Origin of the sequence: Deinococcus misasensis DSM 22328, from assembly GCF_000745915.1 — a bacterium.
GTDB lineage: Bacteria > Deinococcota > Deinococci > Deinococcales > Deinococcaceae > Deinococcus_C > Deinococcus_C misasensis.
Genome location: NZ_JQKG01000001.1, coordinates 176,504 through 200,487, shown reverse-complemented (window position 1 = coordinate 200,487; position 23,984 = coordinate 176,504). Strand labels below are relative to the sequence as shown.

Below are 23,984 nucleotides of genomic sequence, written 5' to 3'. Positions count from 1 at the left end.
CCATTTCGGCAAGTTCTCACATCCGAGTCTTAAGATTTTGGCTTTCTTGCAAGCAAAAATTCGTATAGGCAGGACTTGAAAAAAGCGTTCCAGGCGTAGCCCCAAGTGTAGCCCTTCTGGGCTTTCTCAGGAGAATTGTGCCATGCGGGAGCCAGAAAGTACACCTCGGCGCTCGTTACAATTTGGCTGTTCAAAGGCTCTTTTTTCAGGGCGGCATTCAGGTAGCCACGCAATCTGGAAGCGGTAAAAAGCAAGTTCTGGTCGGCCTTGAGGAGCACCAGGCGGGCCTGGGCTTCGTTGCTGGGAAAGCGACTGACATTCAAGCCAAAAGAGGCAAACCTGGGTTTTTGCAGCAAGCTGTCTTCCCAGGACATCTGTGCAATGCCCACCGTGCGTGACAGGTTGCCTGTAACCCCACTGCTGCCATAAAGCTGGGCATTGCGCAAAGCAATCACATCGGTGAAATTTCGCAGTTTGCCGGCCAGCCCATATGCACTGTCTGTCCCTGAGAGTTCGTTGTCCACCACCCCGGCCAGAGCTGCAGGGGGAAATCGGAAAGCTCTTGCTGCCCTCAGGATGCCTTTGCGTTGGGCAAGCACCTGAGAGGGCACCAGACGGATCGGACTGTGGTCATTCAGAAACAGTTCCAGCTCTTTTTCAGACCCAAAAGATTGGTTTTGCACAGCATGAAAAAAACCCAGCCAGGTGTTGACCTGTTCCAGAGCCACTTCCGGGCTGTTGAAGACACTTCTGCGGCCTGCTGTCACATCTTGATTGCCCAATTCCTGATGCAGCAATTTCAAGAGCGCCGAAGTTTTGGATTTTCCCAGGGTTCTGCGAGAGGTCAGGTAAAGGTTCCAGTGGATTTCCAGAAGCCGAATTCGGCGCTCTGCAGAGATTTGAAGGCGATCAAGGGTGCTTTCAAAGGCCACCGACTGGGGAGCATAATCCCTGAGCACATCTGACCTTGGAACCCCTGCGGGAGCATCAGGCAGGTTGCTCACAGCTTCAGGGGTCTGGTTCAGGGCACGCTCCCGCAAATTTTCAAAATACTTTGACACGCCCCAGGACACACTGGGACTGAGGCTGAGCATCACCACCAGGGTCAGGGTGGCAACATAATATCGTCGTTTCGGCTTTCCCGGTCCAGAGGTGCCCATGCAGGTTCTTCAGGCATGATACCGGGTTTTTCGAGGGGATGTTCCCATTTTTCTGAGACGCCCTTTTTTCACCAGATGGCGCAGCAACCGGGAGGTTTGCTGGATGTCCAGACCCAGCATTTCACGCAGTTCGGCGTTGGCGGTGCCCTCAGGTTTGGACGCTTCTTGAAGCACCAGATGCTCAAGGTCCGGGTTGTTCACATACCCTCTGGGCACCACGACCACCACAGGCTCAGTGGCTTTGTTTGCCGTGACTGTTGGCTGCACAGGCTTGGTTTCCAGAGGCTTGTGATGCAACAGGTTTCTGGAGGCCCTGGCGAGTTCATACAGGCTGGCTTTGCCCCGACCTGTCCGAACAATCAACTCTTTTTCTTCCATCAGGTGCAGCAGACGCACAATGCGGTCCTCTGGAAGTTGCAGGGCTGCAGCAAGGTCGGTGCGGTTGCCTTCTCCCATGCGGTTCAGGTAACTGAGCACAATCAGCATGTCCAGACTGAAGGTCTGCATTTCTTCCTGTTTGCGGGCCACAAATTTCACAAAATCGGCATCAAAGCCGGGGTTGTGGATGCTCAGGGTGACGGCATCTTTATATGTGGTGAACTCTGGGGGTTCTTTGCCGTGACGCAAGAGCAGTTGGTACATCTTGTCCACACCCACCCCTGCACGCTCCACATAGCCCAGTTTGGCCAGAGCTTCCGCCAGAATGGGGTTGCGCCGTTTGGGCTGGTGGCGAAGGATGTTCTCGGCAGTGATGCCTCCCGGCAAGCCACCGGGGTTGGAGATTTCCAGACGGTCCGGGTAGTGGTGGATGTGTACGGTGTCCCTGAGCTGGTAGTCCCGGTGCATCATGGCGTTCAGGATGGCTTCGCGGTACACCACCTCGTCGAAGTCCCACACTTCAATTCTGAACAGGCCCACTTGCAGTGGAGAAAAACTGTTGCGAAGCTGGATCAGGTCACGCAGGCGTTCCACCATGGCTGGGAGGGGTTGCAAGAGGTCTTCACGAAAAGAGAACTCCACATCTCCATGGGGATGGTGGTAATAACTCACCTCGGCCTGAGGGATCAGGCGTTTGAGTGCCTGTGGGGTGCCTGCCATCAGAATGCCTGCCAGATTGGGTTTGAGGGTTCCATCCACATCCACCAGCAGGTTCAGTTCTCGCAGGAAATCCATGTCTGCAAGCTGACCCAGACCCGAAGCCCGGCCCTGCAAGCCGCGCCTGAGTCTGCCCACTTCCAGAGGATCAATGTCCGACAGGCTGCTCATGGGTGGAACGGTTGCCGTGAAATCCGGCTGTGCCTGAGGGCTGCGGTCCCAGAGTCCTTCGATGGGGGAGAGCTTCAGGCCATCCCATGCCAGCACCTCACCATCTCTGGAGGCGAGCAGGTAAGGGGCCTGAGGCACATACACCACCATCACCGAAGCCCCAAAAGCCTGCTGGTGGTGGGCATTCACACTGAGTTTTCCGCTTGAAAGCTCAAAAATCGCATGGGTGATCTGCAAAGGATGGATGTCGGAAGCGTCCTCCATGTGCCCACCCGCAGCACCCACAATCAAAATGCCCCCTCTGGCATTGGCCAGACCAATGGCATACCTTGCGAGGGTGTCCGGCCCCACCTGCGTGGTCAGCAAAATGCGTTCGGGGGTGGCCCCTTCACGGATCAGTTTTTCCAGATTGTCGATCAACGTTTATCACCTGTGTCCAGCATCAAGGGCATCAGTGTATCGGACTTCAGGGGAAGAAGGCAAAGTGCATGAGGCCCTGCAACCAGAGCCGAGGGCCAATCGCATGAGAAAAAGGCTGTGGAGGCAGGTGACACACTTGTTCACCGCTTGAGGTTCAGTCCTGTGTTGTCCACCAGAGACGCATGATTCGCACAGGTTTGACCCAGACCAGAGCCACCCTCTGGCCTGAGCCGTAAAGCACAGCGTTTTGATCAAAATTCGATCCCAGTTGGAGGGCCGCTTTCAGGGAAATGCCCCGAATCAAGCAGCCCGGTTCTTCCCATTCCCCTTCGCCAGCCACATAAAAATCCACTGGGAAACCCAGAGCCCGCACAGCTTGTTGCAAAGCCTCATGCCGACTTTGGTTTTCCTGAAGGGTCAGTTGCCTGCTTTGTGGATTGAAGGCCGTCACCATTGCCCACCGCTCAGGCAAGGCCAGAGGCAGATGGGCTGGATGTTCATTGAGGTAGAGCCTGATGTGGTTGAGTGCATATGGGCTATTCAGATACGCCTGAATCAGGGTTGCTGGGATCGAGGGTGGGTTCGCTCGCATCGTCTTCCTCGCTGGTGTCCACGCTGACTTTCATGACTTCGCGCAGCACACTGGTGGCAAAAGCGCCTTTGGGCAAAAAGAAGCGCAGCCAGTACCCATCTTCGGTGGGCTCAAAATCAATGTCTGTGAAAAGCCTCGTGATTCTGCGGTCCCCAAGTCTGGAACGGAAATCATCGAGGGTCACCCCGAATTCGGCCAGCACTTCCTGTTCCAGAGCGCCTGCATCCAGCGTGAGGGGTTTGATTTTGCGCCCGTACAGGGTTCCAGTTGCTGAGACCTCGCCACGCAGGGCTCTGGGACTCTCGTCGAGAGATTCCACCAGAAAAACCCCGCCTGTGTCGTGTTTTTTGGCCATGTCTCCCAGAATGAGCTGGTCGTAAATGCCCCGCTCGATTCTTCTGGACAGAAAACCATTGAACAGCAAGGACTGCACACTGCTGATCAAAAACCGCCGGACGGGGGTGCTGGCTTTGCCTTTGAAATTCTTGCGGGCAATGTCCAGCCCCATTTCGGCATTTTTGCCTTGCAGGCCGAACCTCTGGGGACCGTAGTAATTGGGAATCCCAATGGGCTTCAGGGCTTCCAGAACCGCTGGAACATGGCTTGCATCGGCATCCCTGACCCGGATGGAGAATTGGTTTCCTTTCAGGTGCCCGATCCCGAGTTTGTTGTTGTGGCGTGTGGTTTCCAGAATCCGCACGCCCGGCATGTCCAGAGCATCCAGTTGTTTTTCATAACGGGCAGGCAGGCTGATCCACTGTGTGGTGATGGCATGGCGGTCTTTCAGTCCGGCCACCCCCACCTTGTCAAAGCGCACCCCAAGTTGCTCGCCCAGCATTTTGACCACGTGGTTGCTGTTCTGACCGATTTTTTCGATGTGCAGGTATAGAAAGTCACCTTCTCCAGAGAAAGGGTAGGCAGGCACTTCATCCACCTGAAAGTCTGCAATTTCGGAACGGATGCGCCCTCCGGTGCCCGGAAGGTCCGTGGTGATGTAAGCAAGGTCATCCCAATTGAAAAGTAAGCTCATGGCGTTTTACACGTTAAGGGATGGCTCAGGGGAATACAAATGAAGGGTCTGGTGAAGGGTCAAGGGCTGAGATTAGGGGTCAGGCATGCCTCGCCCAGTTGCCGAGAGCCGAGAGCCCAGAGCCGAGGGCAAAAGGCATCAAAACCTCTCCGGGATCAGACAGGGATTTCTGTTTATGGCTTGTGGTGGTTTCTGTGATCAGGTTCTTCTCTTCTCGGTCTGCTCAATCATCAACAAAACCTTGGATTTGTGCTTTGATCCAAGGTCCGGGGTGCCTCAAATCTGTATAGACAATTTTGGAAATTTGCGCAACGTTCTGGCCCTTGTTGAGACAGCCATACCCGGTCCAAAAAGGGGGTCTATGATGGGTTCAGGATGGAAGCGAGGGAGCGCCGCACTCCCTCGCAATCAGGGAGGAGAACCATGCACGACGTTGGCAGCCACACCTTTCCCCTGGCACCCTGGGGGATCACAGAGCCGCACTGTGATCCCCTCAGGAACCAGCTTGCAGAGACCCTGTTCGCTCTGGGGAACGGGTACATCGGCCAGAGGGCCACTTTTGAAGAAGGGTATTCGGGGCCTGCTGGAACCTCCAGAGATGGCACCTTTTTGAATGGCTTTTACGACATTGAGCCGATCCAGTATCCAGAGAACGCTTATGGACTGGCCCGCCGCAACCAGTTCATGTTGAATGTGCCCAATGCCAAACGGGTGCAGCTCTGGATCGACAACGAGGCTTTTGATGTCTTTCAGGGAACGCTTGAAACACATCAACGTTCTCTGGACTTCCGCGAAGGGGTGCTGCACCGTGAGGTGGTCTGGACCTCAGGCTCTGGTAAAAAAGTGCGGATCCAGATTCGCAGACTGGTGTCTTTTGAGCACAAGCACCTGTTCGCCATGGAATTTCAGGTGACCGCCCTGAATTTCTCTGGACCCATCCGTCTGGTGTCCAGTGTGGATGGAGAAGTGCGCCACCTCGCAGCAGGAGATGACCCCAGAGTGGGTTCCCATGTCAGTGCGCCTCCATTGATGCTTCAGGAAGTGGTGCAGGATCAGGACTTTTCGGCTCTGGTTCACAAAACCCGCAACAGTGGTTTTGGACTGGTGAGTGCCATCGACCACCAGTTGCAGGCGTCTGATTTCAGTAGCAGTTTGCAAGGCCAGAGGCAATCCTCTGAACACGATTACCAGATTGACATTCAAGAGCACGAGACCGTCACTTTGCACAAGTACGGTGCTTATTTCACCTCAAGGGATTTTCCAGAGGCAGAGTTGCTTCCTCGGGCCAGAGAGCTCTTGACCCATGCCAGACTGGGAGGGTTTGAGAGGCTGGTTCAGTCGCAGAAAGCTTACCTTCAGGCGTACTGGTCTGAGGCCGATGTGGAAATCTCTGGGGATGATGCCCTGCAACAAGGCATCCGGTTCAACCAGTTTCACCTGCTGCAAAGCGTGGGCAAAGACGGCAAAACCAATATTGCCGCCAAAGGGGTCACCGGAGAGGGCTACGAAGGCCATTATTTCTGGGACACTGAAATCTACATTTTTCCGGTGATGCTGTTCACCCGCCCCGAGATTGCCCGCAAGCTTCTCGAATACCGCTTGCAAGGGCTGAACCATGCCCGGGAACGCGCCCGTCAGATGTCTCACAAAAAAGGTGCACTGTATCCATGGCGCACCATTGCTGGCGAAGAGTGTTCGGCATATTTCCCTGCAGGAACTGCCCAGTACCACATCAACGCAGACATCGCTTACTCCATCAAGCTTTACACCGAAATCACCGGCGATGAATCTTACCTGCTGGAAGGTGGGGCAGAGGTGCTCATGGAGACCGCCCGCATCTGGATGGGGATTGGGGCGTTCATCGAGCCCAGAGGCGGTGCTTTTTGCATCAATGAAGTGACTGGACCCGATGAGTACTCCGCTCTGGTGAACAACAACTTTTACACCAATGCCATGGCGAAAATGCACCTGCAATTTGCCAGTCAAGTCGCTCGGAAACTGCAAAAACTGCACCCCGAGGTTTTCCAGCAGGTGGCCTCTCAAATGGACCTCGGCCTGTCCGAAATCGATGGCTGGCAACAGGCTGCGGAACGGATGTACTTGCCCACAGATGAAAAGCTGGGGGTTCACCCACAGGACGATTCCTTTTTATCCAGAGCCGTCTGGGATTTTGAAAACACCCCAAGCGATCATTATCCTTTGCTGCTGCATTATCACCCTCTGGTGATTTACCGTTACCAGGTGTGCAAGCAGGCGGATGTGGTGCTGGCCCTGATGTTGCTGTCAGACCAGTTCTCTCTGGAAGAGAAAAAACGGGACTACGATTACTACGAGCCCCTCACCACCCATGATTCGTCCCTGTCCTCTTGTATTTTCAGCATCATGGCGAGTGAAGTGGGATACCGCCAGAAAGCCTACGACTACTTCATGGACACGGCACGGATGGACCTCGACAACCAGCACAACAACACCCAGCACGGGGTGCACACCGCAGCCATGGCTGGCACGTGGATGGGAGTGGTGTACGGTTTCGCCGGGATGCGTTCCCATCAAGGGGTGTTGCACTTCAATCCCCAGTTGCCCCAGAGCTGGATCCATTACCAGTTCAAAGTGCATGTGAGGGGGCAGCTTTTGCAGGTCCGTGTGGAAAACGGGCAGGCCGAATACCTGCTTTTGAAAGGAACAGGTCTGGTCCTCCAGCATGGAAACCAGAACGTCCACTTGCAAGAAGGGGCAAGCCAGAGCCTGCCTCTGGAAGGGGAGGGGGCATGAAGCTGGAAGCCGTGATTTTCGATCTGGATGGGGTGATCACAGATACTGCCCACTACCATTTCTTGGCATGGAAGCACCTTGCAGAGCAAATCGGTGTCCCATTTGATGAGGTCTTCAACGAGAAACTCAAAGGGGTGGACCGGATGGGCTCTTTGAACCTGATTCTGGCGCAGGGCGACTTGTCTTTTTCAGAAGAGGAAAAGGTCGCTCTGGCAACCCAGAAGAACATGCACTATCAGGAACTCATTGCTGGCATGACCCCGGCAGACCTGTTGCCCGGTGCAGTGCAGGCTCTGGACTCTGTGCGTGCAGCAGGGTTGAAAGTTGGGTTGGCGTCTGTGAGCCGCAATGCCTTTACGGTGCTGGAAAGCCTTGGCATCACCGACAAGTTTGATTACATCGTGGATGCCAGCACCATCCAGAGGGGCAAACCCGACCCCGAGATTTTCCTGAAAGCGGCCCATGAACTCGGGGTGGCCCCTGAACACTGCTTGGGCATTGAAGATGCGGTGGCAGGAGTGGCGTCCATCAAGGCAGCAGGCATGTACGCCGTGGGGGTGGGTGATCCTGAGGTGTTGTCTCAGGCAGATCAGGTGATTCCTGATTTGACAGCCTTCAACATTCAAGCGTTTCTGCAATAAATTGCTGAATTTCAGAACCCTGCTTTTGGCAGGGTTTTTTGCTTTTTGGAAAAGCATTTTGATTGGAATTTGAAAAATTAAAGATCAGCGCATCAGGGAAAACCCTGAGTAAAATCCCATAAAAAGCCTCATGTGGAACTTGTGCCCGAGGGGCTACCCTGCAAGTGTCTTGCATGCTTTCTTTTGAAGCTGTTCCATTGAACTTTGCCTTCACAACCTGAAACCCGAACCCTCAGCCCAGCAACCAGACGTCCAACTGCGTTGCCTGAAGTGTTCCAAGGGGGAACCCATGAAAAACTGGATCAAAGCCACTCTGGTGCTTGCCGGAGGAAGCCTCGCGTTTGCCTTGCAAAGTTCGGTGTTGCAACCGGAAGTGCTCACCCCTTATCCGTTGCCGTTCACCTCCCAGGTTCCAGGTGACATTGATGTGCAACAACTGGATGCCTTCAATGCCCAGCAACAGTTTGATCAATCCCAGAGGATGTTTGACATCTTCGCATGGCAGGCTTTTGTGGGCCTCAACTGGCCTGCAACCGCAGATGGACAACCCGACAACACCCTCAACATTGGCCAGAAAAGCGATCATGGCGTGGTCTGGGAACACTGGAAGCACGATTATGAGGTGTTCACACCTGATGGGCAACCCCCGGTTTTGACCTCAGCTCAGGGAAAAGACACCCACACGGTTCAAAACACAGGCAACACCATGCCTGACGAGGTGGAAGAGGCCTTGCAAGCTTTTACAGGACCTCTGGTGGACAAAAACGGCAACTGGGTCACTTACGAAATCCGCATGAGTCCCAAAGAAGTGGATTATGTGGTCAACAACAACCTGTACTACGTGCAGGGTCAGGTTGATTTTGTGAACAGTGGGCAAACCATTTCTTTCCCTGCTGGCGTCTACAACGGAGACATTGGGGCCATTGAACTGAAAGCCGCATGGCGCATTCTGGACCCCAAAACCGATGACCCTTCCCGCTACTTCACCACCATTGGAGACATCAACATCAACGATCCAGAGCAGTTCAGCAAACCTCTGGTGAAAAAAGATGTGCTGCTCGGGTTGGTGGGGTTCCACATCTCTGCCAAAACCCAGTACGCCAAGCAGTGGATCTGGGCCACTTTTGAGCACGTAGACAACCTTGAAGTGCCGCCCCTGACCTACAACGGCCAGCGTTTGATGCCGTCTTTCTACAACCCCAACAACCAGCTTTTGCCTGTGAACACTGAGCCCCCTTTAAACGCAGTGATTCCCGGCCAACCCATCCCGAGCGGTCAGTATTACAACGGCTGGGATCCCACCTTGATTTACCAGCCCACGCAAGCCCTGCGCATGATTCCGATCCCCACCGACAAGCAGCAACTCAATCAACAGGTGCAGGCCGCTCTGGCCCAACTGGTGCCCGGAAACGTGTTCCAGTATTACCAGTTGATTGACACCCAGTGGCCCACCGACCCCTCTGCACCACCCACACCCACCTTGCCTTTTGATGCAGGTGTGTTCCCCAACAGCATCACCAACAAAGCCGGTGGAATGGTGACCCCCACCTACCTCACCAACATCACCATGGAAACTTACTTTCAGGCAGGAAACGAACCTGCATGGCACCAGATTGAAGGTTTCCCCCAGAGCGAAACCACCCCGATCTTTGGCACGGAAAGCTGCACCGGATGCCATTCCAGTGCGGGGGTTGCCATTGCTTACGATCCCAAAAAAGCCCTCAGCAGCACCAACCCCCTGTATGGGGTTCCGCTGACCGGGGACTTCAGTTGGCTTTTGCAGCAAAAAGCCAAAATCCGCCAATGAAAACCGCCAGAGGTGCCTTTCCCAAACATCAGGTGCCTCTGGTCTGATGCATGACCCCAAACGATTGCCAATTGATTTGAGCTTGCCGCCCCTGTGCAGGCTTCTTTCCGCCTGACCCGCAAGGGTGAGGACCTGTTTGATGGGAGCAGACCATGACCCAGCTTTTGAACAAACAACTTGAGCTTGCCCAGACCAACCAGAGTCAGGACGACAGCTATCCTTTCGTGCCCGTGGACCAGTTCACCCCAAACCTTGGGCAGTGGCAGCAACTCGGGAATGTAGAAGGATATACCCTGACTGGCAACACCCTCCAACTGAACATGCAGCAAGGCCCCGGTCCGCTGCTGTACTTTTATTCCCCCACCCTGTTTCGGGTGCGATTCAACAGCACAGGGAATTACAGCACAGACAACTCTTACGCCGTGGTGAACACCCAGTTTGGTTTCGATGCCAGCACACTGAAAGTGCAGGACACCGGATCCCAGATTGTGGTGCAGACCGGGGCTCTGGAGGTGGTGATCCTCAAAGATCCATACTCCATTCAGGTGTACCGCAACGGGCAACTGATCCATCAGGACACCTCCAGTTACAACCTCGTGTACACCGGAGAGTGTGTGGCGAATTTCAAGGTGTATCCCGCGAACGCCATGTACTTCGGGTTTGGTGAAAAAGCAGGCTCCACCCTTGCCAAAAACGAATTCACCATGACTTTCTTCAATTTTGACAACTTCACCTATGCCACCAGCCCACTTCCAGAGGGGGAGCAACCCGGTCCCCTGAACCCCAGTGAATCCCTGTACAACTCGGTGCCCTTGCTCATTGAAGTGAACCCCAATCCCACGGGGGCTTTTCAGGGGCAGGCTTATGCTTATGGGATTTTCTTTGACAATGTGGCCCAGTCTTACATCAACATCGGGGCCAGCGATTATTCGAACATGTATGGCAAGTATTACTTTGGAGCCCTGTTTGGGGATCTGAATTATTACTTCATGGCCGGTTCTGTGGCAGCGGATGTGGTTCAGCAGTACACCGCACTGACCGGAACCCCACCCATGCCCCCCAAGTACGTGTTTGGTTACCATCAGGGGTGTTACGGCTACTACGACCAGTACCATGTCATGGCTGTGGCGAATGCTTACCGCTCAGCGCAGATTCCCTGTGATGGCATCCACATCGATGTGGATTTCCAGAACAACTACCGCACCTTCACGGCATCTGGGCTCAAGTTTCCAGATGCACAGGCGATGTTCTCTTACCTGTCCCTGATTGGCTTCAAGTGCAGCACCAACATCACCGCACTCATTGATGCCAACCCCTATGACGAAAATGGCAACACAGGCCCCAGTTCAGAGCCTTATCCTGCTCTGGAGACTGGGCTTTCAGAGGGGGTGTTCATCACCAACTCCAGAGCCGGTCAGCCTGCCACCACGGACCTGTTCGTCGGCAACGAAAATTACGGGGTCAACACAGGCATCAACCCTTACATGGCACAACCCGACACCGGAAGCGACGTGCTCGGGTCTTACGGATACTACCCGGACTTTGGTCGCCCCGAGGTGCAAGCCTGGTGGGGCAAGCAGTACCAGAGCCTCTTTGACATGGGTTTGCAAATGGTCTGGCAGGACATGACCGATCCAGCCCTCTCGCCCGGTGTGGACAATCCTGCCACATACAAAACCTTTCCCGGCGACCTGATGGTGACCTCATTCGGTGAACAGGTGCCCAGTGCCAAGGTGCACAACGCTTATGCTTTGCTGCTCAGTCAATCCACCTACGAAGGTCTGGCCCAGATTCGGCCCAACCTGCGCAATTTCATCATTGCCCGAGGGGGTTACGCTGGCATTCAGCGTTACGCAGGCCTCTGGACCGGAGACTCCGCCTCAAGCTGGGATTTCCTGCAAATCAATGTTCCAGAGGTGCTCAATCTGGGCCTGTCCGGCATTCCGATCTCGGGGTGTGACATTGGGGGGTTTGCCAACGGCTCGGCATCCGAGGGGGATTTTTACGTTCAGGATGGACGCGCCTACGGCCAGATCACCAATTATGAACTGTTCACCCGCTGGATGACCCTCGGGGCATTCCTGCCATGGTTCCGAAACCACTACGATGGTTATTCCAAGGGTTTTCAGGAGCCTTACAACTACGGTGAACCGGTCCCGAGCAATTGCCGAAAGTACATCCAGATGCGTTACCAGTTGATGCAGGTGTTCTACGACGCCATGTACCAGTGCACCCAGACTGGACTGCCCATCGCCAGAGCCATGCTGCTCACCGACCCTCAGGACCCCAACATTTACAACCATCTGGACGATCAATTCTTGGTGGGACAGGACCTTTTGATTGCCCCCATCCTGTTTCAGGCCGAAACCGCAAGCCCACCCATCAGCCCCACCAGAGACATTTACCTGCCTGCCGGTTGGGATTGGTACCCTTACCAGAACAACGAAGAGCCTTTGCCTGCCCCGGCTGCAGGAGGGCAAACCATCAGCTATTACGCCCCTCTGGAACAGGTCATGAACATCCTGCCCATTTATGTGCGTGCAGGGGCCATCTTGCCCAGCAGACAGGTCGAGCAGTGGGTGGGCCAGTTGCCCAGCAACCCCCTGACCCTGAGCATTTACCCCGGCCCAGACCGCCAGTACACCCTGTACCTCGATGATGGTCTGACCACCAATTATCAGTCCCAGCAAGCCTACCGCCTGACCGAAATCAGCACCCAGAGCTCTGGCAACCAGAAAACCGTGTCTGTGGTCCGAACCCACGACCAGTACACCCCGGCAGAGCCTTACTTCTTTGTGGCCCTGTTGTCCACCAGCATGCCCCAAAACGTCACGGTCAATGGACAGGTGCTCTCCAATGTGACCTCCAGCAGTGGCGATCAGGTCGGCGCAGACAATCTGCAAGCCTCTGGGAGCAATGCGTTTTATTTCAATGTCAGTTTGCAGACCACCTTCATCAAGGTGTACGACAACAACCCGAACCTGCAAGTCGTGGCGACTTTTTAAAGCATTTTCTCAGAAGCATAAGAGGTTGTTTCTCTGTCCAGGGTTTTGAAATGGCAGGAATCCTCTCAATCCTCCCATTTCACTGATCTGCTTCAGAGACCATTGAACCTTCAGACACAAAAAAAGCCCTCGACACACGAGGGCTTTTTCTTTCAGTGCAATCACTTTTTCGGCAGGTAAAAACTGAGCACAAACACCAGAGTCACCCCCAGCAAAGCAAGCGAGGCTGCCCATCCCAGTGCACGGTCCTTGTTGCCAAAAGCCCGAACAGCCACGATCAGGGCTGCCAGGAGAGGAATCAACATCAGGTAAAACGCGCTGTAGAGGCTGAGGTCTGGAAAAAGCACCCCAACCAGCAAAACGCCCAGACCGATTGCGTAAGCCACAGGAAAATATTTCTCGGGCAAGATGTTTTTCATAACCAGTACTTCCAGATCAGGTTCCCTGCGGTGTAAATCAAAAGCAGAGAGAAGAACAGTTTGAGTTGCTGGGCCGGAATCCGTTGTTGCAGGTTCGCCCCGAGTCTGGCTCCCACCAGAATGCCCAGAGCAATCGCGCATGCCACTCTGGCATCCAGCAGTCCTGCAGCCTGATACACCAGTGCATTTCCGGTGGCGGTGATGCCCATGATGAAGGTGCTGGTGGCAATGGCTTCACGGATGGGCAGGCCCAGCATCAGGTTCATCACAGGCACCTGAACGGTTCCTCCACCAATGCCCAGCAGTCCAGCCATGATGCCCGCGAAGCCCATGGCTGGCACCACGTAAGGGCTGGGTTTGTCCCGCCCGGTTTCCACCCGTTTCATGCCTTTGATCAGGGTGTACGCGCTGTAAAGCAGCAGCAAGGCGAACACCAGAGCCACGTAAGCAGCAGGCAGCACCAGACCCAGCACACTGCCCACCGCTCCACCCAGCACGGTGTAAGGGGAGAGCAGATACCCGGTTCGCATCTGAATCAGGTTGCGTTTCAGGTAACCTGCCGTGGAGGCAATCCCCACAGCAAGCACCCCAATCTGGCTGATGGCGATGGCTTCCTGAATCCTCAGGTCATGCCCCAGCCTGGGTGCAATGAATTCCAGAGCAGGCACCACCACCACCCCACCTCCAAGGCCCAGAATCGCGCCGAGCACTCCGGCCAGCAGTCCAATCAAAATTCCAGCGATGATCATGGTCAGTACCCTGCCACCTGACCGTCGGTCCGACCATCGCTGCCACCCGAGAGCACCCCGGTTTTGGGGTCCCTCCAGATGATCTGACCACGCCCAAAAGCGGAGGAGTCTGCCAGCACACTGACCTGATGGCCCATGTCCTGAAGGGCTTGAACCACATGGCGGGGCATGTGGGCTTCAAACTCCACCTTCAGACCAGAGGTCCATTGCCATCTGGGTGCATCCAGCGCCACCTGCGGATTCATCCCGTGGTTCAGGGTGTTCAAGACCATTTGCAGGTGCCCCTGTGGTTGCATGAACCCTCCCATCACCCCGAAAGGCCCAACAGGCTCATCCCCTCGGGTCAAGAAGCCCGGAATGATGGTGTGGTAAGGCCGTTTGCGCGGTTTGAGTTCATTGGGATGCCCGGAAACCAGATTGAAGTTGTGGCCCCGGTTTTGCAAGGCAATGCCCGTGTTGGGCACCACGATTCCACTGCCAAACCCCATGTAATTGCTCTGGATGAAAGACACCATGTTGCCTTCACCATCTGCGGTGCACAGGTAAACCGTGCCATGAGAGGCAGGATCTGCAGGCTCAGGGACCCAGGCCTGACCAGAGATCAAACTTCTGCGTGCTGCTGCATGTTCTTCAGAGAGCAACTTTTGCACCGGAACATCCACATGCTCCATGTCACCGACATGCTGGAAAGCATCCGCAAAAGCCAGTTTCATGGCCTCGATTTGCAGGTGCAAGCCCTCTGGGTCTTCACGGTGTTTGGGAAGCTCAAAACCCTTGAGGATGTTGAGGGCTTCCAGAGCCACAATGCCCTGCCCATTGGGTGGAATCTCCCACACCTGATGCTCCATGTAATCCACAGAGATGGGTTGCACCCACTGGCTCTTGTGCAGCGCCAAATCTTCAAGGCGGATGAACCCCCCAGTGTCTTTGGCAAAATGGTCCATGCGCTTCGCCAGATCTCCAGAGTAAAACTCCTCAGCCTGACTTCGGGCAATCGCTTCAAGGGTTCTGGCATGGCTTTCGCTGCTCCAGAGTTGGCCAGCGCGGGGTTCAAAACCTTCAGGGGTGAAGGTTTGCTGCCATCCCTTGAATTCCTCTGAGGTGTTGGATGCATAAGCCCTGATGACCCGTTTCCAGTTGTGGGCCAGCACCGGACTGAGCGGATAACCCCCTCTGGCATATTCAATGGCTGGAGCCAGCACCTGATGAAAAGGCAACCGCCCAAACCGCTGGTGCAGGTCTGCCCACGTTCTGGGTGCACCGGGTACTGTGACTGGAACCCAGCCTTTGCTGGGAATCTCGGAAATGCCCATGCCCTGCAAGGCATCTCTGGACAGCAAACGGGGTGCCCGTCCTGATCCGTTCAAGCCGTGCAGTTTGCCTTCGGTCCAGACCAGAGCAAAAGCATCCCCTCCAATGCCGTTGCTGGTGGGCTCCAGCACGGTCAGGGCTGCTGCTGTGGCAATGGCAGCATCGATGGCATTGCCCCCTTCCCGCAGGATGAAGAGCCCGGCCTGTGCAGCCAGAGGTTGCGAGGTGGCAACCATCCCTTTGCTGGCATGAATGGGCTGACGAAAGGGTGAGTAAGGGTTCAACATGCACTGACTCTAACATTTGCCGAGGGCCGAGGGCAGGGTCAATGCAAAGTCACTGTCCGGGCGACGCAAACAGAGAACCATCAGCGGTAAGCCAGAAGGAAGGTCTACTTTCCATTGACAACTTGAGTGAGCTTGGCCTTTTGGTCTTGCTGTCTTCGAAGGCAAAAGCTTCTGAAGGCTTTTCGCTGAAAGCTGAGTCCCCAACACTGACAGCTCCTGACAAAATCCGCTACATTGTCCCCATGCAACCCACCATCCTGATCACTGGAGCCACCGGAGGCATTGGCATCGCCCTTGCCCGCTTGCTGAAAGACCATGCCCAACTGGTCCTCCTTGGCCGAAACCCTCAAAAACTGACCTCCCTGCAAACAGAATTCCCAGAGGCCCGCACAGAAGCCCTGCCCTTGACCGATGCACAGGCCGTACAGGCCCTGATCGAAACCCTTCCTGCTCTGGATGCAGTGGTGCACTGTGCAGGTGAGGTGGTGCTCTCCAGCATTCAGGACAGCCAACTCGAAGACTGGGAAAGCATGTACCAGAGCAACGTCCTGACCGCTCTGGTGCTTACCCAGCAAGCCCTGCCCCAACTGCGTGCTTCCAGAGGGAAAGTGGTGTTTGTGAACTCAGGGGCAGGACTCAGGGCCAGTCCGGGCTGGGGAGGCTACGCAGCCAGCAAATTTGCACTTAAAGCTCTGGCAGATGCTTTGCGTCAGGAGGAGCCCCTGATCAGCGTCACCACGGTGTATCCGGGCCGGACCGCCACCGACATGCAAAAGCAGGTCCGAGACATGGAACACGCCGAATACCAGCCCGAGAAATACGTCCGTGCAGAGGATGTCGCTCAGGCCATCAAAACGGTGCTGGACATGCAGCGGCCCAGTGTGATTGAGGAGCTTTCCATTCGACCGGGGTGAAGGCAAAAGGGGGAATGCCGAGGGCCAGGCGACTCAGCGCGAAGCGGGCCGTTCCGCAAACGCGTATTGGAGTCAAAGACAGTGCCGAGAGCCGAGAGCTAGAAAGGCAGAAGGCATTGTAGGGGCGAGGCGTGCCTCGCCCTTGGCAGAAGGGTTTGCTTTCTTGATGCAGGGCAGAACCACATCTTGCTTTGAACTGTCAACTGAGAACTGTGAACCGTCCTCAAACAACAGGTGGAAGGCCGATGGCTGACTCCTGACCACTGACGGCTCTACAAGGTGATTTGCCCCTATTTCTGTCAGCCCTCACTCCCTATACTGCAAACACGATGCAAGACACGTTGGGCCGCCCGCTAAGAGACCTGAGGATTTCGGTGACCGACCGATGCAACATGCGCTGCACGTACTGCATGCCCAAAGAAATTTTCGGTCCAGAGTATGCTTTCCTGCCCCAGTCTGAACTCCTCAGCTTTGATGAAATTGAGCGGGTGGCCCGCATTTTTGCTGCTCTGGGCGTGTGCAAACTGCGCATCACAGGCGGAGAGCCTCTGGTGCGGAAAGGCTTACCAGAGCTGATCCAGCGGCTTTCTCAGGTGCCCGGCATTGAAGACATTGCCCTCACCACCAATGGACTGTTGCTGCCCCAGTTGGCCCAGCCTTTGCGTGAAGCAGGTTTGAAACGGGTCACCATCAGTCTGGACGCTCTGGACGATGAGACCTTTGGCCGCATGAATGGCCTGAACATCAAAGTGGAGCGGGTCTTAAAAGGCGTTCAGGCTGCCGAGGAGGCCGGTTTTGAACTGGTCAAAATCAACTCGGTCATCAAAAAGAGCCAGAACCTGCACGCGGTCATGGACCTTGCAGAGCACTTCAGGGGCACCAGACACACCCTCAGGTTCATTGAGTTCATGGATGTGGGCAACCACAACCAGTGGGACATGAAAGACGTGATTCCCAGTCGGGACATCCTTTCCATGATTCATGCCAGACACCCTCTGGAGCCTGTCAATCCCAATTACAAGGGAGAGGTGGCCAAACGCTACCGTTATCTGGACGGTCAGGGTGAAATTGGCTTCATTTCCAGCGTCACCGATGCGTTCTGTGGCACCTGCACCCGAGCCCGCATCTCCAGCGATGGTCAAATTTACACCTGCCTGTTTGGCACTTTGGGTTACGACCTCAAAACCCCACTCAGGGCAGGGGAGACCGATCAGGAACTTTCAGGGCGCATTACAAGGCTCTGGTCGCTCAGGACAGACCGCTATTCCGAAGAGCGTGCCATCAAACCCAGAGAGAACAAAATCGAAATGTCGCGCATTGGCGGTTAAGCCACCAGCAAGACAAAATCAATGGCTCTGGATGCACCAATCCACACATCCAGCACAGCCAGAATCCCCATGATGGAAAACCAGAATCCCTCGGGTTTTCGGGTGGTTTTCTGCAAGAACTGCGCTGCAAGGGTGATGTCCTGATCTCCTTGCGGGGTTTTCAGCAGGTAAAATCCCAATACATTGCGCAGCACGTACAGAGCAAAGTCGGTTCTGAGCAGAAAAAAGAGCGCAATCCAGAAGGGTTCCAGTCCTTGAGGAACGTGCACCCCTGAGAAAACCAGCATGCCTTCAGCACACAGTCTGGTGAGCAGCACGCCTGCCAGAGAGATCCACACATTCTGCCCATCTGTGAATTTGTTCAGTGGGGCATCGGTGACGGCCCAGATCCATTTTCCATCTTGTCTTTTCCAGAGATGGAATCGGGCTTGAGGATACCCGCACAGCCTTGCGGCCAGCACATGTCCCATCTCATGAATGCAAACAAAAACCAGCAATGCCATGAAAAACGCTGTGAAAAACTGCAGAACAGAAAAAAACACCTGTTCAGTTTAAATTGTTTGACCAGAACCTTGGATGGAATGCCTGTAAACGTTGATCCTTTTCAGATCAAAGCAGACCGAATCCAAAGATCATCTTCAAAAACACAGGCTTCTGCCAGAGCATGTTTTCTGATGGCTGAAAGCTGATGGATGATCGCTGTTCAAGCCTTCAAAATTCTGGGAAGCCAGTGCTCCAGATGGTCCATGCGCAAATTCAGAATTTTGGTGGTTGGGGCCGGATCACCGGTGTTGCCTGCTTTGAGCATCAGGTACTGGTCTCTGGTGATGGGTGGGTTGGGCAGGATTTGCATCAAGGGAACCGCCAGATCCATCAAAGGAAGAGGCACATGAAACAGGGGTTTCCTGCGTTGCAGGGCGTTCAGTTCCAGATCCAGCAGTTCTTTGAAGGTGTACTCTTTGGGTCCCACCAGTTTGAACGTCTGGTTGTTGGTGCGGGGATTCAACAGGGCCTGTGCAAATGCAGCAGTCACATCCCCGATCCACACGGGTCTGAACGGAAAATCGCCTTTGCCAATGACGGGCACCACAGGCCCCAGAGTCACCAGGTCTTTCAGCACGTTGCCAAAGAAGTCATCGCCGGGTCCAAAAATCAGGCTGGGTTGAAAAATCGCGTGGGTCAGGCCACTGTTTCTGACCAGTTCTTCGGCCTGTCCTTTGGTGTCAAAGTAACGGCTCTTGTGGCCTTTTTCTGCACCCAGAGCACTCATGTGCACGAAGCGTGCGCCCACCTGTTTGGCTGCCTCCAGCACGTTGCGGGTGCCTTCCACATGCACTTTTTGAAAGGTCTGGGCTCCTTTTTCGCGGATGATGCCCACCAGATGGATGATCGCCTCGGGTTTTTCTTCGGTGATGGCTCTGGCGGTTTCAGTGGCACTGGTGACATCCAGTTTGCGTCCTTTTGCTCCTGATGGGGCTTCTCCTTTTCTGGAGCAGGCCACCACTTCATGTCCGGCTTGCAGGAGTTCTTTCACCATTGCGGTGCCAACAAAACCGCTGGCTCCGGTGACCAGAACTTTCACTGGACCTCCATGATCATCGGAGGACGGACCATCTCCTTCATGAAGTCAAGGTTTTTGAGGGTGATCTGGCGGTATCCGGTTTCGATCAGGCCCTCTTGTTTGAGGTCCATGATGATCTTGGAAACACTTTCACGGGTGCTGGATGTGCCTTCTGCCAGCAACTCATGGGTGCAGCGCAGGTACAGTTCGTTCTCGTCGTTTTCGCCACCCAGAGGGGTGTCCACCAGTTCCAGCAGGTAACGGACCACGCGTTCACGCAGGTCACCGATTTGCAGGTGGTATTCGTGCATCATCGCCCTGCGCAATTGGTCGCTGAAGGAAATGGCCATCTGGCGCATCATGTACTCGTCCATCTCCTGCATCTGGTAATTGGTGATGGTGCTGCGGGTCAGGGCTTCCACGCTGTGCTGGTACACCCGGCCTTCCAGAACCTCTTCACCAAAAAAATCGCCGGGCAGAATGTGACGCACAGTGATGGGACGACCTCTGGTGGTGACTTTGACCACCCTGAGCAGTCCGGTTTCACAGCGGTAGAAGGAACGGGCGACTTCGCCATCGCGGTAAAGGATCTGGCCTCTTTTTAAACGCATTTTCTCGCTCATGCTTTGCCCTCCAGCATCTGAATCATGTGATCGACAGCCTGCAAAGTGTCTGTGCCTAGATACGTGCCTCCGAATTCTTCTGCCAGAGTGGGCTCTGCATTGAGCAGGGCTCCACCCATGATCACCGGTATGTCCAACTCGCGCAGGTCTTCTGCATGTTCACGCAAAACCTGTGTGTCTGAAGCCAGTCCCACGCTGAGCAGAATCGCATCGCCTTTGTGGGTGTGGGCGTAGTGCATCAGGTCTTCCAGAGGGGTGTTGGCCCCAATGTAATGCACCTGCACGCCCCGTTTTCGCAGCAGCACACTGATCATCAGTGCACCAATTTCGTGGTATTCGCCGGGAGCGCAGGCCACGATGACCCTCGGGCCACCCAGAGGTTGTCCCAGCAGGTCCAGCAGGATTTGAATGCGCCCCCTCAGGAAAGCGGTGGCATGGTGTTCTTCGGCCACCGTGATGTGCCCCTGTGCCCAGAGTTCACCCATGCGGGCAAGGGTGGGCTGGATGATTTTCAGCAACACATCTTCAACGGTGAAGGAAATGGAGGCGTAATTGATGATCTGGGCTGCACGGTTCTGGTCTGCTTTCAGGCAAACGTCCACCAGTTCCTGAACAACCTTTGTGTGTTCGTCTTGTTGAGGTTCGGTTTCCTCGGGGGCCTGCTTGCTTTTCAGCAGTTCAACTGCTCTGCTGACGGTCACACCATTTTCGATGTGTGCCTGAATGAATTGGATGCATTCAAGGTCGTTCTGACTGTAAAGGCGGTATCCGTTGGCGGCCCGATTGGGATTGGGAATTCCGTAGCGCCTTTCCCACTGCCGAAGGGTGTTGGCGGCAATGCCAGTGCGCTCTTCGACTTCTGAGGCAGTAAACAGTGGGGTGGTTTTGTTCATGGTGGTTGCTCGCCTCGCTTTGTATATTCTTTGTACAAGGTTATTGTACATGTTTTGGTGTGAAATGCTACAGGGTTGGGGCAGAAGGCCAAAAGCTGGAGGCAGAAGGCCCTTGAAAAACGACAAAAAGTCTGTATTTGAGATGTTTATCAGGTTGAATGGGCAGGCCCCCATCTGCAAACCCTGAACAAGCCTTGATCAATCTCTGAACAAAGCTGAGAGAAAGCTCAAGTTTTTGCGGTGTGTCGCCTTCAGCTTTCTGCCTTTGCTTTTTGCGTTTCCAGCAAGATTTCTCTTGAATGTGTCTAAAATCACTTTCTTTCCCTGATTTTTTAATATCCTCTATATGCACTGAGCACAGCGAGCAATTGCTGCAAGCAGTGAAGTGACGTGGAATGGTCCGGTAGTGTAGCGGTTAGCATAACTGCCTGTCACGCAGTAGGTCGCGGGTTCAAATCCCGTCCGGACCGCCAGAGAAGCCCCCGAGTTCAGGCTCGGGGGTTTATCGTGTGAAAGCAGCATTTCGGCACATACTTGTGCAGGGTTTGAGGAGTGATGGCATGTCAGGACATGTGTCTCTTCTCAGGTACGCCAAACAGGGCTGACCAAAAAGTGTAAAATGGTCGTTTGGATGCCGTGAAGGCAAGCAGTCCTGTTTCAGCGAAAGAAAGGTAGACAGATGGAATACCGCAACATTGCAATCATTGCCCACGTGGACCACGGAAAAACCACCCTGGTGGACGGGCTCCTCAAACAAACCGTACAACTCGGCCACGGCGAAGTCATCGAAGAACGCGCCATGGATTCCAACCAGCTTGAAAAAGAGCGTGGAATCACCATTCTGGCCAAGAACACCGCCGTGATGTACAAGGGCGTCAAGATCAACATCGTGGACACCCCCGGACACGCCGACTTCGGCGGAGAAGTGGAACGCGTCCTCGGCATGGTGGACGGATGCCTCCTCCTCGTGGACGCCGCCGAAGGCCCCATGCCACAGACCCGTTTCGTGCTGCGCAAAGCCCTGGAACTGGGCCTGCGTCCCATCGTGGTCATCAACAAAATCGACCGTCAGGATGCCCGTCCTGAAGAAGTGGTCAACCTGACCTTCGACCTGATGGCCGAACTGGGTGCCACCGACGAGCAACTGGATTTCCCCATCCTGTACTCCATTTCCCGTGAAGGCAAAGCCTACCGTGATCTGGAAAACCCCAAAGACGACTTCACCGACCTCTTCGACATGGTGCTGGACCACTGCCCCCCACCCTCTGTGGACATTGATGCCCCCTTCCAGATGCTGGTCACCAACCTCGATTACAGCGAGTACTTGGGCCGCATCGTGATTGGACGCGTCAAACGCGGCAAAGTCAAAAAAGGTGAATTCGTCAACCTGATGCACAAAGACGGCACCATGACCAAAACCCGCGTGACCCAGCCCTTCACCCACCTGGCCATGAAACGCCTTGACGTCGATGAAGTGAGCGCAGGGGACATCGTGGCTCTGGCCGGCATCGAAGACGCACAGATCGGTGAAACCGTCGCTGACCTTGCCGACCCCGAGGCTTTGCCCATCATCACCGTGGACGAGCCCACCGTGTCCATGGTGTTCCAGCCCAACACCAGCCCCTTCGCTGGCAAAGAAGGCAAATACGTCACCTCCCGCCACCTCAATGACCGTCTGAAAAAAGAAGTCATGACCAACGTGAGCCTCAAGGTCGAAGAAATCCGTCCTGACGAGTTCAAAGTCTCTGGTCGTGGTGAGCTTCACCTTTCGATCCTGCTGGAAACCATGCGCCGTGAAGGTTACGAAGTGCAAGTGGGTGCCCCTCAGGTCATCACCCGTGAAATCGATGGTGTGGTCTCCGAGCCTGTCGAGCACCTCGTCATTGACGTCCCCGAGCAGTTCTCCAGCACCGTGATCGGCGTGCTGTCCAGCCGCAAAGGTCAAATGGTCAACATGGAGCCTCAAGGCAGCCGTGTGCGTGTGGAATTCAAAATTCCTTCCCGTGCCCTGTTCGGCTTCCGCACCCAGTTCCTGTCCATGACCCAGGGTGAAGGCATCATGAGCCACATCTTTGACGGATACTTCCCCTGGGCTGGCGAACTCAAAACCCGCCAGAACGGTTCTCTGGTCAGCATGGAAAACGGCCCCAGCTTTGCCTACTCCATCTTCAAACTGCAAGACCGTGGCCAGTTCTTCATTGATGCAGGCACCGAAGTGTATGTCGGCATGATTGTCGGCGAAAACGCTCGCGAAGGCGACATGAACGTCAACGTCTGCAAAAACAAAAAACTGACCAACGTGCGCAGTGCTGGTGCCGACGAAGCCCTCACCCTGATTCCCCCCAAGCGCCTGACCCTTGAAGACGCTCTGGAGTACATCGGTGAAGATGAACTGGTGGAAATCACTCCCCAGAGCATTCGTCTGCGCAAGAAGATTCTCAATCCTTCCATGCGCAAGTAATATGGATTTTGACAGGGGCTTCCTGTAAAGGAGGCCCCTTTTTGAAGGAGTTCACATGAGATATATGAAATTCGGCTTGGGTTCTGCTGTAATCGCTGCTGTGCTGGCTTCTTGTGCCCCTGCATTCACCCCTGTGGTGTATGACCAGAAAAAAGACATTGAATCTCTGGGAGATGTCAAAGGTCAAGAAGTCTGGGAAGTGGTGGGCATTGGAGATTATGCATGGTACGGTTATGCCTTCAAAGTGCCATCTCTGAAAAAACTGACGTCCACCAGTCTTGCGAGCATGAAACTGCGGGACTTTGGATATGCCAAACTGGACCTCAGTGTTTCAAAAAGAGAGACAGAAACCGTTTTGTGGGTTGATCTTGACCGCAATGTGAATGACCCTCAGAATTTTTCCGAAGTCCTCTGGGGATACTCTTGCCGGGTGGTCCTTTCCAAAGGTGAGGTGACCGATGAGATGGTTGGCAACTTCACGGATCGCACTTCTGCCACCAACACCACCCTTTCTCTGGAAGCGGCAGCAGACAATTTGCAGGGTTGGAAAAAAGGCGCTTGCATGATTCGCAGGGTTCAACCTGTTGTGATTGAGCCTCCTGTGACTCCAAAACCAGAGACGCCCACCCCCGAAGTTCCCCCCACTGAAGAACCTGCCAAACCTTGATCGGAAAAATGGCACACACCTGAAGGTTTGCTTCAGGTGTGTTTTTTTGAGCCATTGGGTTTGTCTTGATGGACATTC

At 54.7% G+C, this 23,984-nt stretch carries 19 protein-coding genes and 1 tRNA gene; 9 read left to right on the top strand and 11 right to left on the bottom strand.

Annotated features, from left to right (window positions below):
• Positions 1–29: 29 nt before the first annotated feature.
• From Q371_RS00870 to truD, 4 genes are all read right to left on the bottom strand, one after another.
• A complete protein-coding gene (locus Q371_RS00870; RefSeq protein ID WP_051963043.1) occupies positions 30–1,160 on the bottom strand; it encodes a hypothetical protein in 1,131 nt (376 codons plus the stop codon).
• A gap of 9 nt (positions 1,161–1,169) precedes the next feature.
• Positions 1,170–2,846: an ATP-binding protein gene (locus Q371_RS00865; protein ID WP_342668488.1), complete on the bottom strand. Its 1,677-nt coding sequence runs from the start codon at positions 2,844–2,846 to the stop codon at positions 1,170–1,172.
• A gap of 154 nt (positions 2,847–3,000) precedes the next feature.
• The gene (locus Q371_RS00860; protein WP_084571148.1) at positions 3,001–3,438 is read right to left on the bottom strand and encodes a DUF3293 domain-containing protein; all 438 of its coding nucleotides are present in this window, start codon (positions 3,436–3,438) and stop codon (positions 3,001–3,003) included.
• On the bottom strand, positions 3,383–4,468 hold the full coding sequence (gene truD / locus Q371_RS00855) for a tRNA pseudouridine(13) synthase TruD (RefSeq protein WP_051963041.1): 1,086 nt from the start codon (positions 4,466–4,468) through the stop codon (positions 3,383–3,385). Before truD ends, Q371_RS00860 begins: the two co-directional genes overlap by 56 nt.
• Before the next feature lie 423 nt (positions 4,469–4,891).
• Here truD and Q371_RS00850 point away from each other — a divergent pair, with 423 nt between their 5' ends.
• The 4 genes from Q371_RS00850 (at position 4,892) to Q371_RS00835 (ending at position 12,693) form a co-directional block, all read left to right on the top strand.
• Positions 4,892–7,240: a glycoside hydrolase family 65 protein gene (locus Q371_RS00850; protein WP_034334870.1), complete on the top strand. Its 2,349-nt coding sequence runs from the start codon at positions 4,892–4,894 to the stop codon at positions 7,238–7,240.
• The gene (gene pgmB, locus Q371_RS00845; RefSeq protein ID WP_034334867.1) at positions 7,237–7,881 is read left to right on the top strand and encodes a beta-phosphoglucomutase; all 645 of its coding nucleotides are present in this window, start codon (positions 7,237–7,239) and stop codon (positions 7,879–7,881) included. The genes Q371_RS00850 and pgmB overlap by 4 nt, the downstream gene beginning before the upstream one ends.
• Before the next feature lie 289 nt (positions 7,882–8,170).
• Positions 8,171–9,688: a hypothetical protein gene (locus Q371_RS00840; protein ID WP_034334865.1), complete on the top strand. Its 1,518-nt coding sequence runs from the start codon at positions 8,171–8,173 to the stop codon at positions 9,686–9,688.
• 152 nt (positions 9,689–9,840) lie between these two features.
• Positions 9,841–12,693, top strand: a complete 2,853-nt coding sequence (locus Q371_RS00835; protein ID WP_051963040.1) for a glycoside hydrolase family 31 protein — start codon at positions 9,841–9,843, stop codon at positions 12,691–12,693.
• A gap of 161 nt (positions 12,694–12,854) precedes the next feature.
• Here Q371_RS00835 and Q371_RS00830 read toward each other — a convergent pair whose 3' ends face one another.
• From Q371_RS00830 to Q371_RS00820, 3 genes are read right to left on the bottom strand one after another with little or no spacing between them, the layout of a single operon-like run.
• Positions 12,855–13,112: a hypothetical protein gene (locus Q371_RS00830; protein WP_034334862.1), complete on the bottom strand. Its 258-nt coding sequence runs from the start codon at positions 13,110–13,112 to the stop codon at positions 12,855–12,857.
• On the bottom strand, positions 13,109–13,861 hold the full coding sequence (locus Q371_RS00825) for a sulfite exporter TauE/SafE family protein (RefSeq protein ID WP_034334860.1): 753 nt from the start codon (positions 13,859–13,861) through the stop codon (positions 13,109–13,111). The genes Q371_RS00830 and Q371_RS00825 overlap by 4 nt, the downstream gene beginning before the upstream one ends.
• A gap of 2 nt (positions 13,862–13,863) precedes the next feature.
• Positions 13,864–15,459 (bottom strand): gamma-glutamyltransferase family protein, encoded by a 1,596-nt coding sequence (locus tag Q371_RS00820; RefSeq protein ID WP_034334858.1) that lies wholly within the window; start codon positions 15,457–15,459, stop codon positions 13,864–13,866.
• 242 nt (positions 15,460–15,701) lie between these two features.
• Between Q371_RS00820 and Q371_RS00815 the strand changes: the two genes are divergently transcribed.
• Together Q371_RS00815 and moaA are read left to right on the top strand one after the other, a co-directional pair.
• Positions 15,702–16,373 (top strand): SDR family oxidoreductase, encoded by a 672-nt coding sequence (locus tag Q371_RS00815; RefSeq protein WP_034335298.1) that lies wholly within the window; start codon positions 15,702–15,704, stop codon positions 16,371–16,373.
• Between the two features lie 329 nt (positions 16,374–16,702).
• Entirely contained in the window at positions 16,703–17,701 is a 999-nt protein-coding gene (moaA, locus tag Q371_RS00810) for a GTP 3',8-cyclase MoaA (RefSeq protein WP_034334855.1), read from the top strand.
• Here the strand turns inward: moaA and Q371_RS00805 are convergent.
• From Q371_RS00805 to Q371_RS00785, 4 genes are all read right to left on the bottom strand, one after another.
• Positions 17,698–18,204 carry a zinc metalloprotease gene (locus Q371_RS00805; protein ID WP_281174269.1) on the bottom strand — a complete coding sequence of 169 codons (507 nt, stop codon included), beginning with the start codon at positions 18,202–18,204 and terminating at the stop codon, positions 17,698–17,700. The two genes, moaA and Q371_RS00805, sit on opposite strands and share 4 nt — an antisense overlap.
• A 200-nt stretch (positions 18,205–18,404) precedes the next feature.
• Positions 18,405–19,283: a complex I NDUFA9 subunit family protein gene (locus tag Q371_RS00795; protein ID WP_034334850.1), complete on the bottom strand. Its 879-nt coding sequence runs from the start codon at positions 19,281–19,283 to the stop codon at positions 18,405–18,407.
• Positions 19,280–19,885 (bottom strand): Crp/Fnr family transcriptional regulator, encoded by a 606-nt coding sequence (locus Q371_RS00790; RefSeq protein WP_051963039.1) that lies wholly within the window; start codon positions 19,883–19,885, stop codon positions 19,280–19,282. Before Q371_RS00790 ends, Q371_RS00795 begins: the two co-directional genes overlap by 4 nt.
• The gene (locus Q371_RS00785; RefSeq protein WP_034334846.1) at positions 19,882–20,778 is read right to left on the bottom strand and encodes a MerR family transcriptional regulator; all 897 of its coding nucleotides are present in this window, start codon (positions 20,776–20,778) and stop codon (positions 19,882–19,884) included. The genes Q371_RS00790 and Q371_RS00785 overlap by 4 nt, the downstream gene beginning before the upstream one ends.
• 397 nt (positions 20,779–21,175) lie before the next feature.
• Here Q371_RS00785 and Q371_RS00780 point away from each other — a divergent pair.
• The 3 genes from Q371_RS00780 to Q371_RS00770 all read left to right on the top strand — a co-directional run bounded on the left by Q371_RS00780 (position 21,176) and on the right by Q371_RS00770 (position 23,906).
• A tRNA-Asp gene (locus Q371_RS00780) sits at positions 21,176–21,251 on the top strand.
• Between the two features lie 206 nt (positions 21,252–21,457).
• The gene (typA, locus tag Q371_RS00775; protein ID WP_034334843.1) at positions 21,458–23,239 is read left to right on the top strand and encodes a translational GTPase TypA; all 1,782 of its coding nucleotides are present in this window, start codon (positions 21,458–21,460) and stop codon (positions 23,237–23,239) included.
• Between the two features lie 64 nt (positions 23,240–23,303).
• Entirely contained in the window at positions 23,304–23,906 is a 603-nt protein-coding gene (locus Q371_RS00770) for a hypothetical protein (protein WP_034334840.1), read from the top strand.
• Positions 23,907–23,984: the final 78 nt, after the last annotated feature.

What these genes read in the sequence shown, in the direction of transcription:
- moaA (WP_034334855.1), top strand. Translation starts at nt 16,703, where the DNA reads ATGCAAGACACGTTGGGCCGCCCGCTAAGAGACCTGAGGATTTCGGTG.
- Q371_RS00785 (WP_034334846.1), bottom strand. Translation starts at nt 20,778, where the DNA reads ATGAACAAAACCACCCCACTGTTTACTGCCTCAGAAGTCGAAGAGCGC.
- Q371_RS00805 (WP_281174269.1), bottom strand. Translation starts at nt 18,204, where the DNA reads ATGGCATTGCTGGTTTTTGTTTGCATTCATGAGATGGGACATGTGCTG.
- pgmB (WP_034334867.1), top strand. Translation starts at nt 7,237, where the DNA reads ATGAAGCTGGAAGCCGTGATTTTCGATCTGGATGGGGTGATCACAGAT.
- Q371_RS00830 (WP_034334862.1), bottom strand. Translation starts at nt 13,112, where the DNA reads ATGAAAAACATCTTGCCCGAGAAATATTTTCCTGTGGCTTACGCAATC.
- Q371_RS00815 (WP_034335298.1), top strand. Translation starts at nt 15,702, where the DNA reads ATGCAACCCACCATCCTGATCACTGGAGCCACCGGAGGCATTGGCATC.
- typA (WP_034334843.1), top strand. Translation starts at nt 21,458, where the DNA reads ATGGAATACCGCAACATTGCAATCATTGCCCACGTGGACCACGGAAAA.
- Q371_RS00820 (WP_034334858.1), bottom strand. Translation starts at nt 15,459, where the DNA reads ATGTTGAACCCTTACTCACCCTTTCGTCAGCCCATTCATGCCAGCAAA.
- Q371_RS00770 (WP_034334840.1), top strand. Translation starts at nt 23,304, where the DNA reads ATGAAATTCGGCTTGGGTTCTGCTGTAATCGCTGCTGTGCTGGCTTCT.
- truD (WP_051963041.1), bottom strand. Translation starts at nt 4,468, where the DNA reads ATGAGCTTACTTTTCAATTGGGATGACCTTGCTTACATCACCACGGAC.
- Q371_RS00840 (WP_034334865.1), top strand. Translation starts at nt 8,171, where the DNA reads ATGAAAAACTGGATCAAAGCCACTCTGGTGCTTGCCGGAGGAAGCCTC.
- Q371_RS00790 (WP_051963039.1), bottom strand. Translation starts at nt 19,885, where the DNA reads ATGAGCGAGAAAATGCGTTTAAAAAGAGGCCAGATCCTTTACCGCGAT.
- Q371_RS00860 (WP_084571148.1), bottom strand. Translation starts at nt 3,438, where the DNA reads ATGCGAGCGAACCCACCCTCGATCCCAGCAACCCTGATTCAGGCGTAT.
- Q371_RS00835 (WP_051963040.1), top strand. Translation starts at nt 9,841, where the DNA reads ATGACCCAGCTTTTGAACAAACAACTTGAGCTTGCCCAGACCAACCAG.
- Q371_RS00870 (WP_051963043.1), bottom strand. Translation starts at nt 1,160, where the DNA reads ATGGGCACCTCTGGACCGGGAAAGCCGAAACGACGATATTATGTTGCC.
- Q371_RS00825 (WP_034334860.1), bottom strand. Translation starts at nt 13,861, where the DNA reads ATGATCATCGCTGGAATTTTGATTGGACTGCTGGCCGGAGTGCTCGGC.
- Q371_RS00850 (WP_034334870.1), top strand. Translation starts at nt 4,892, where the DNA reads ATGCACGACGTTGGCAGCCACACCTTTCCCCTGGCACCCTGGGGGATC.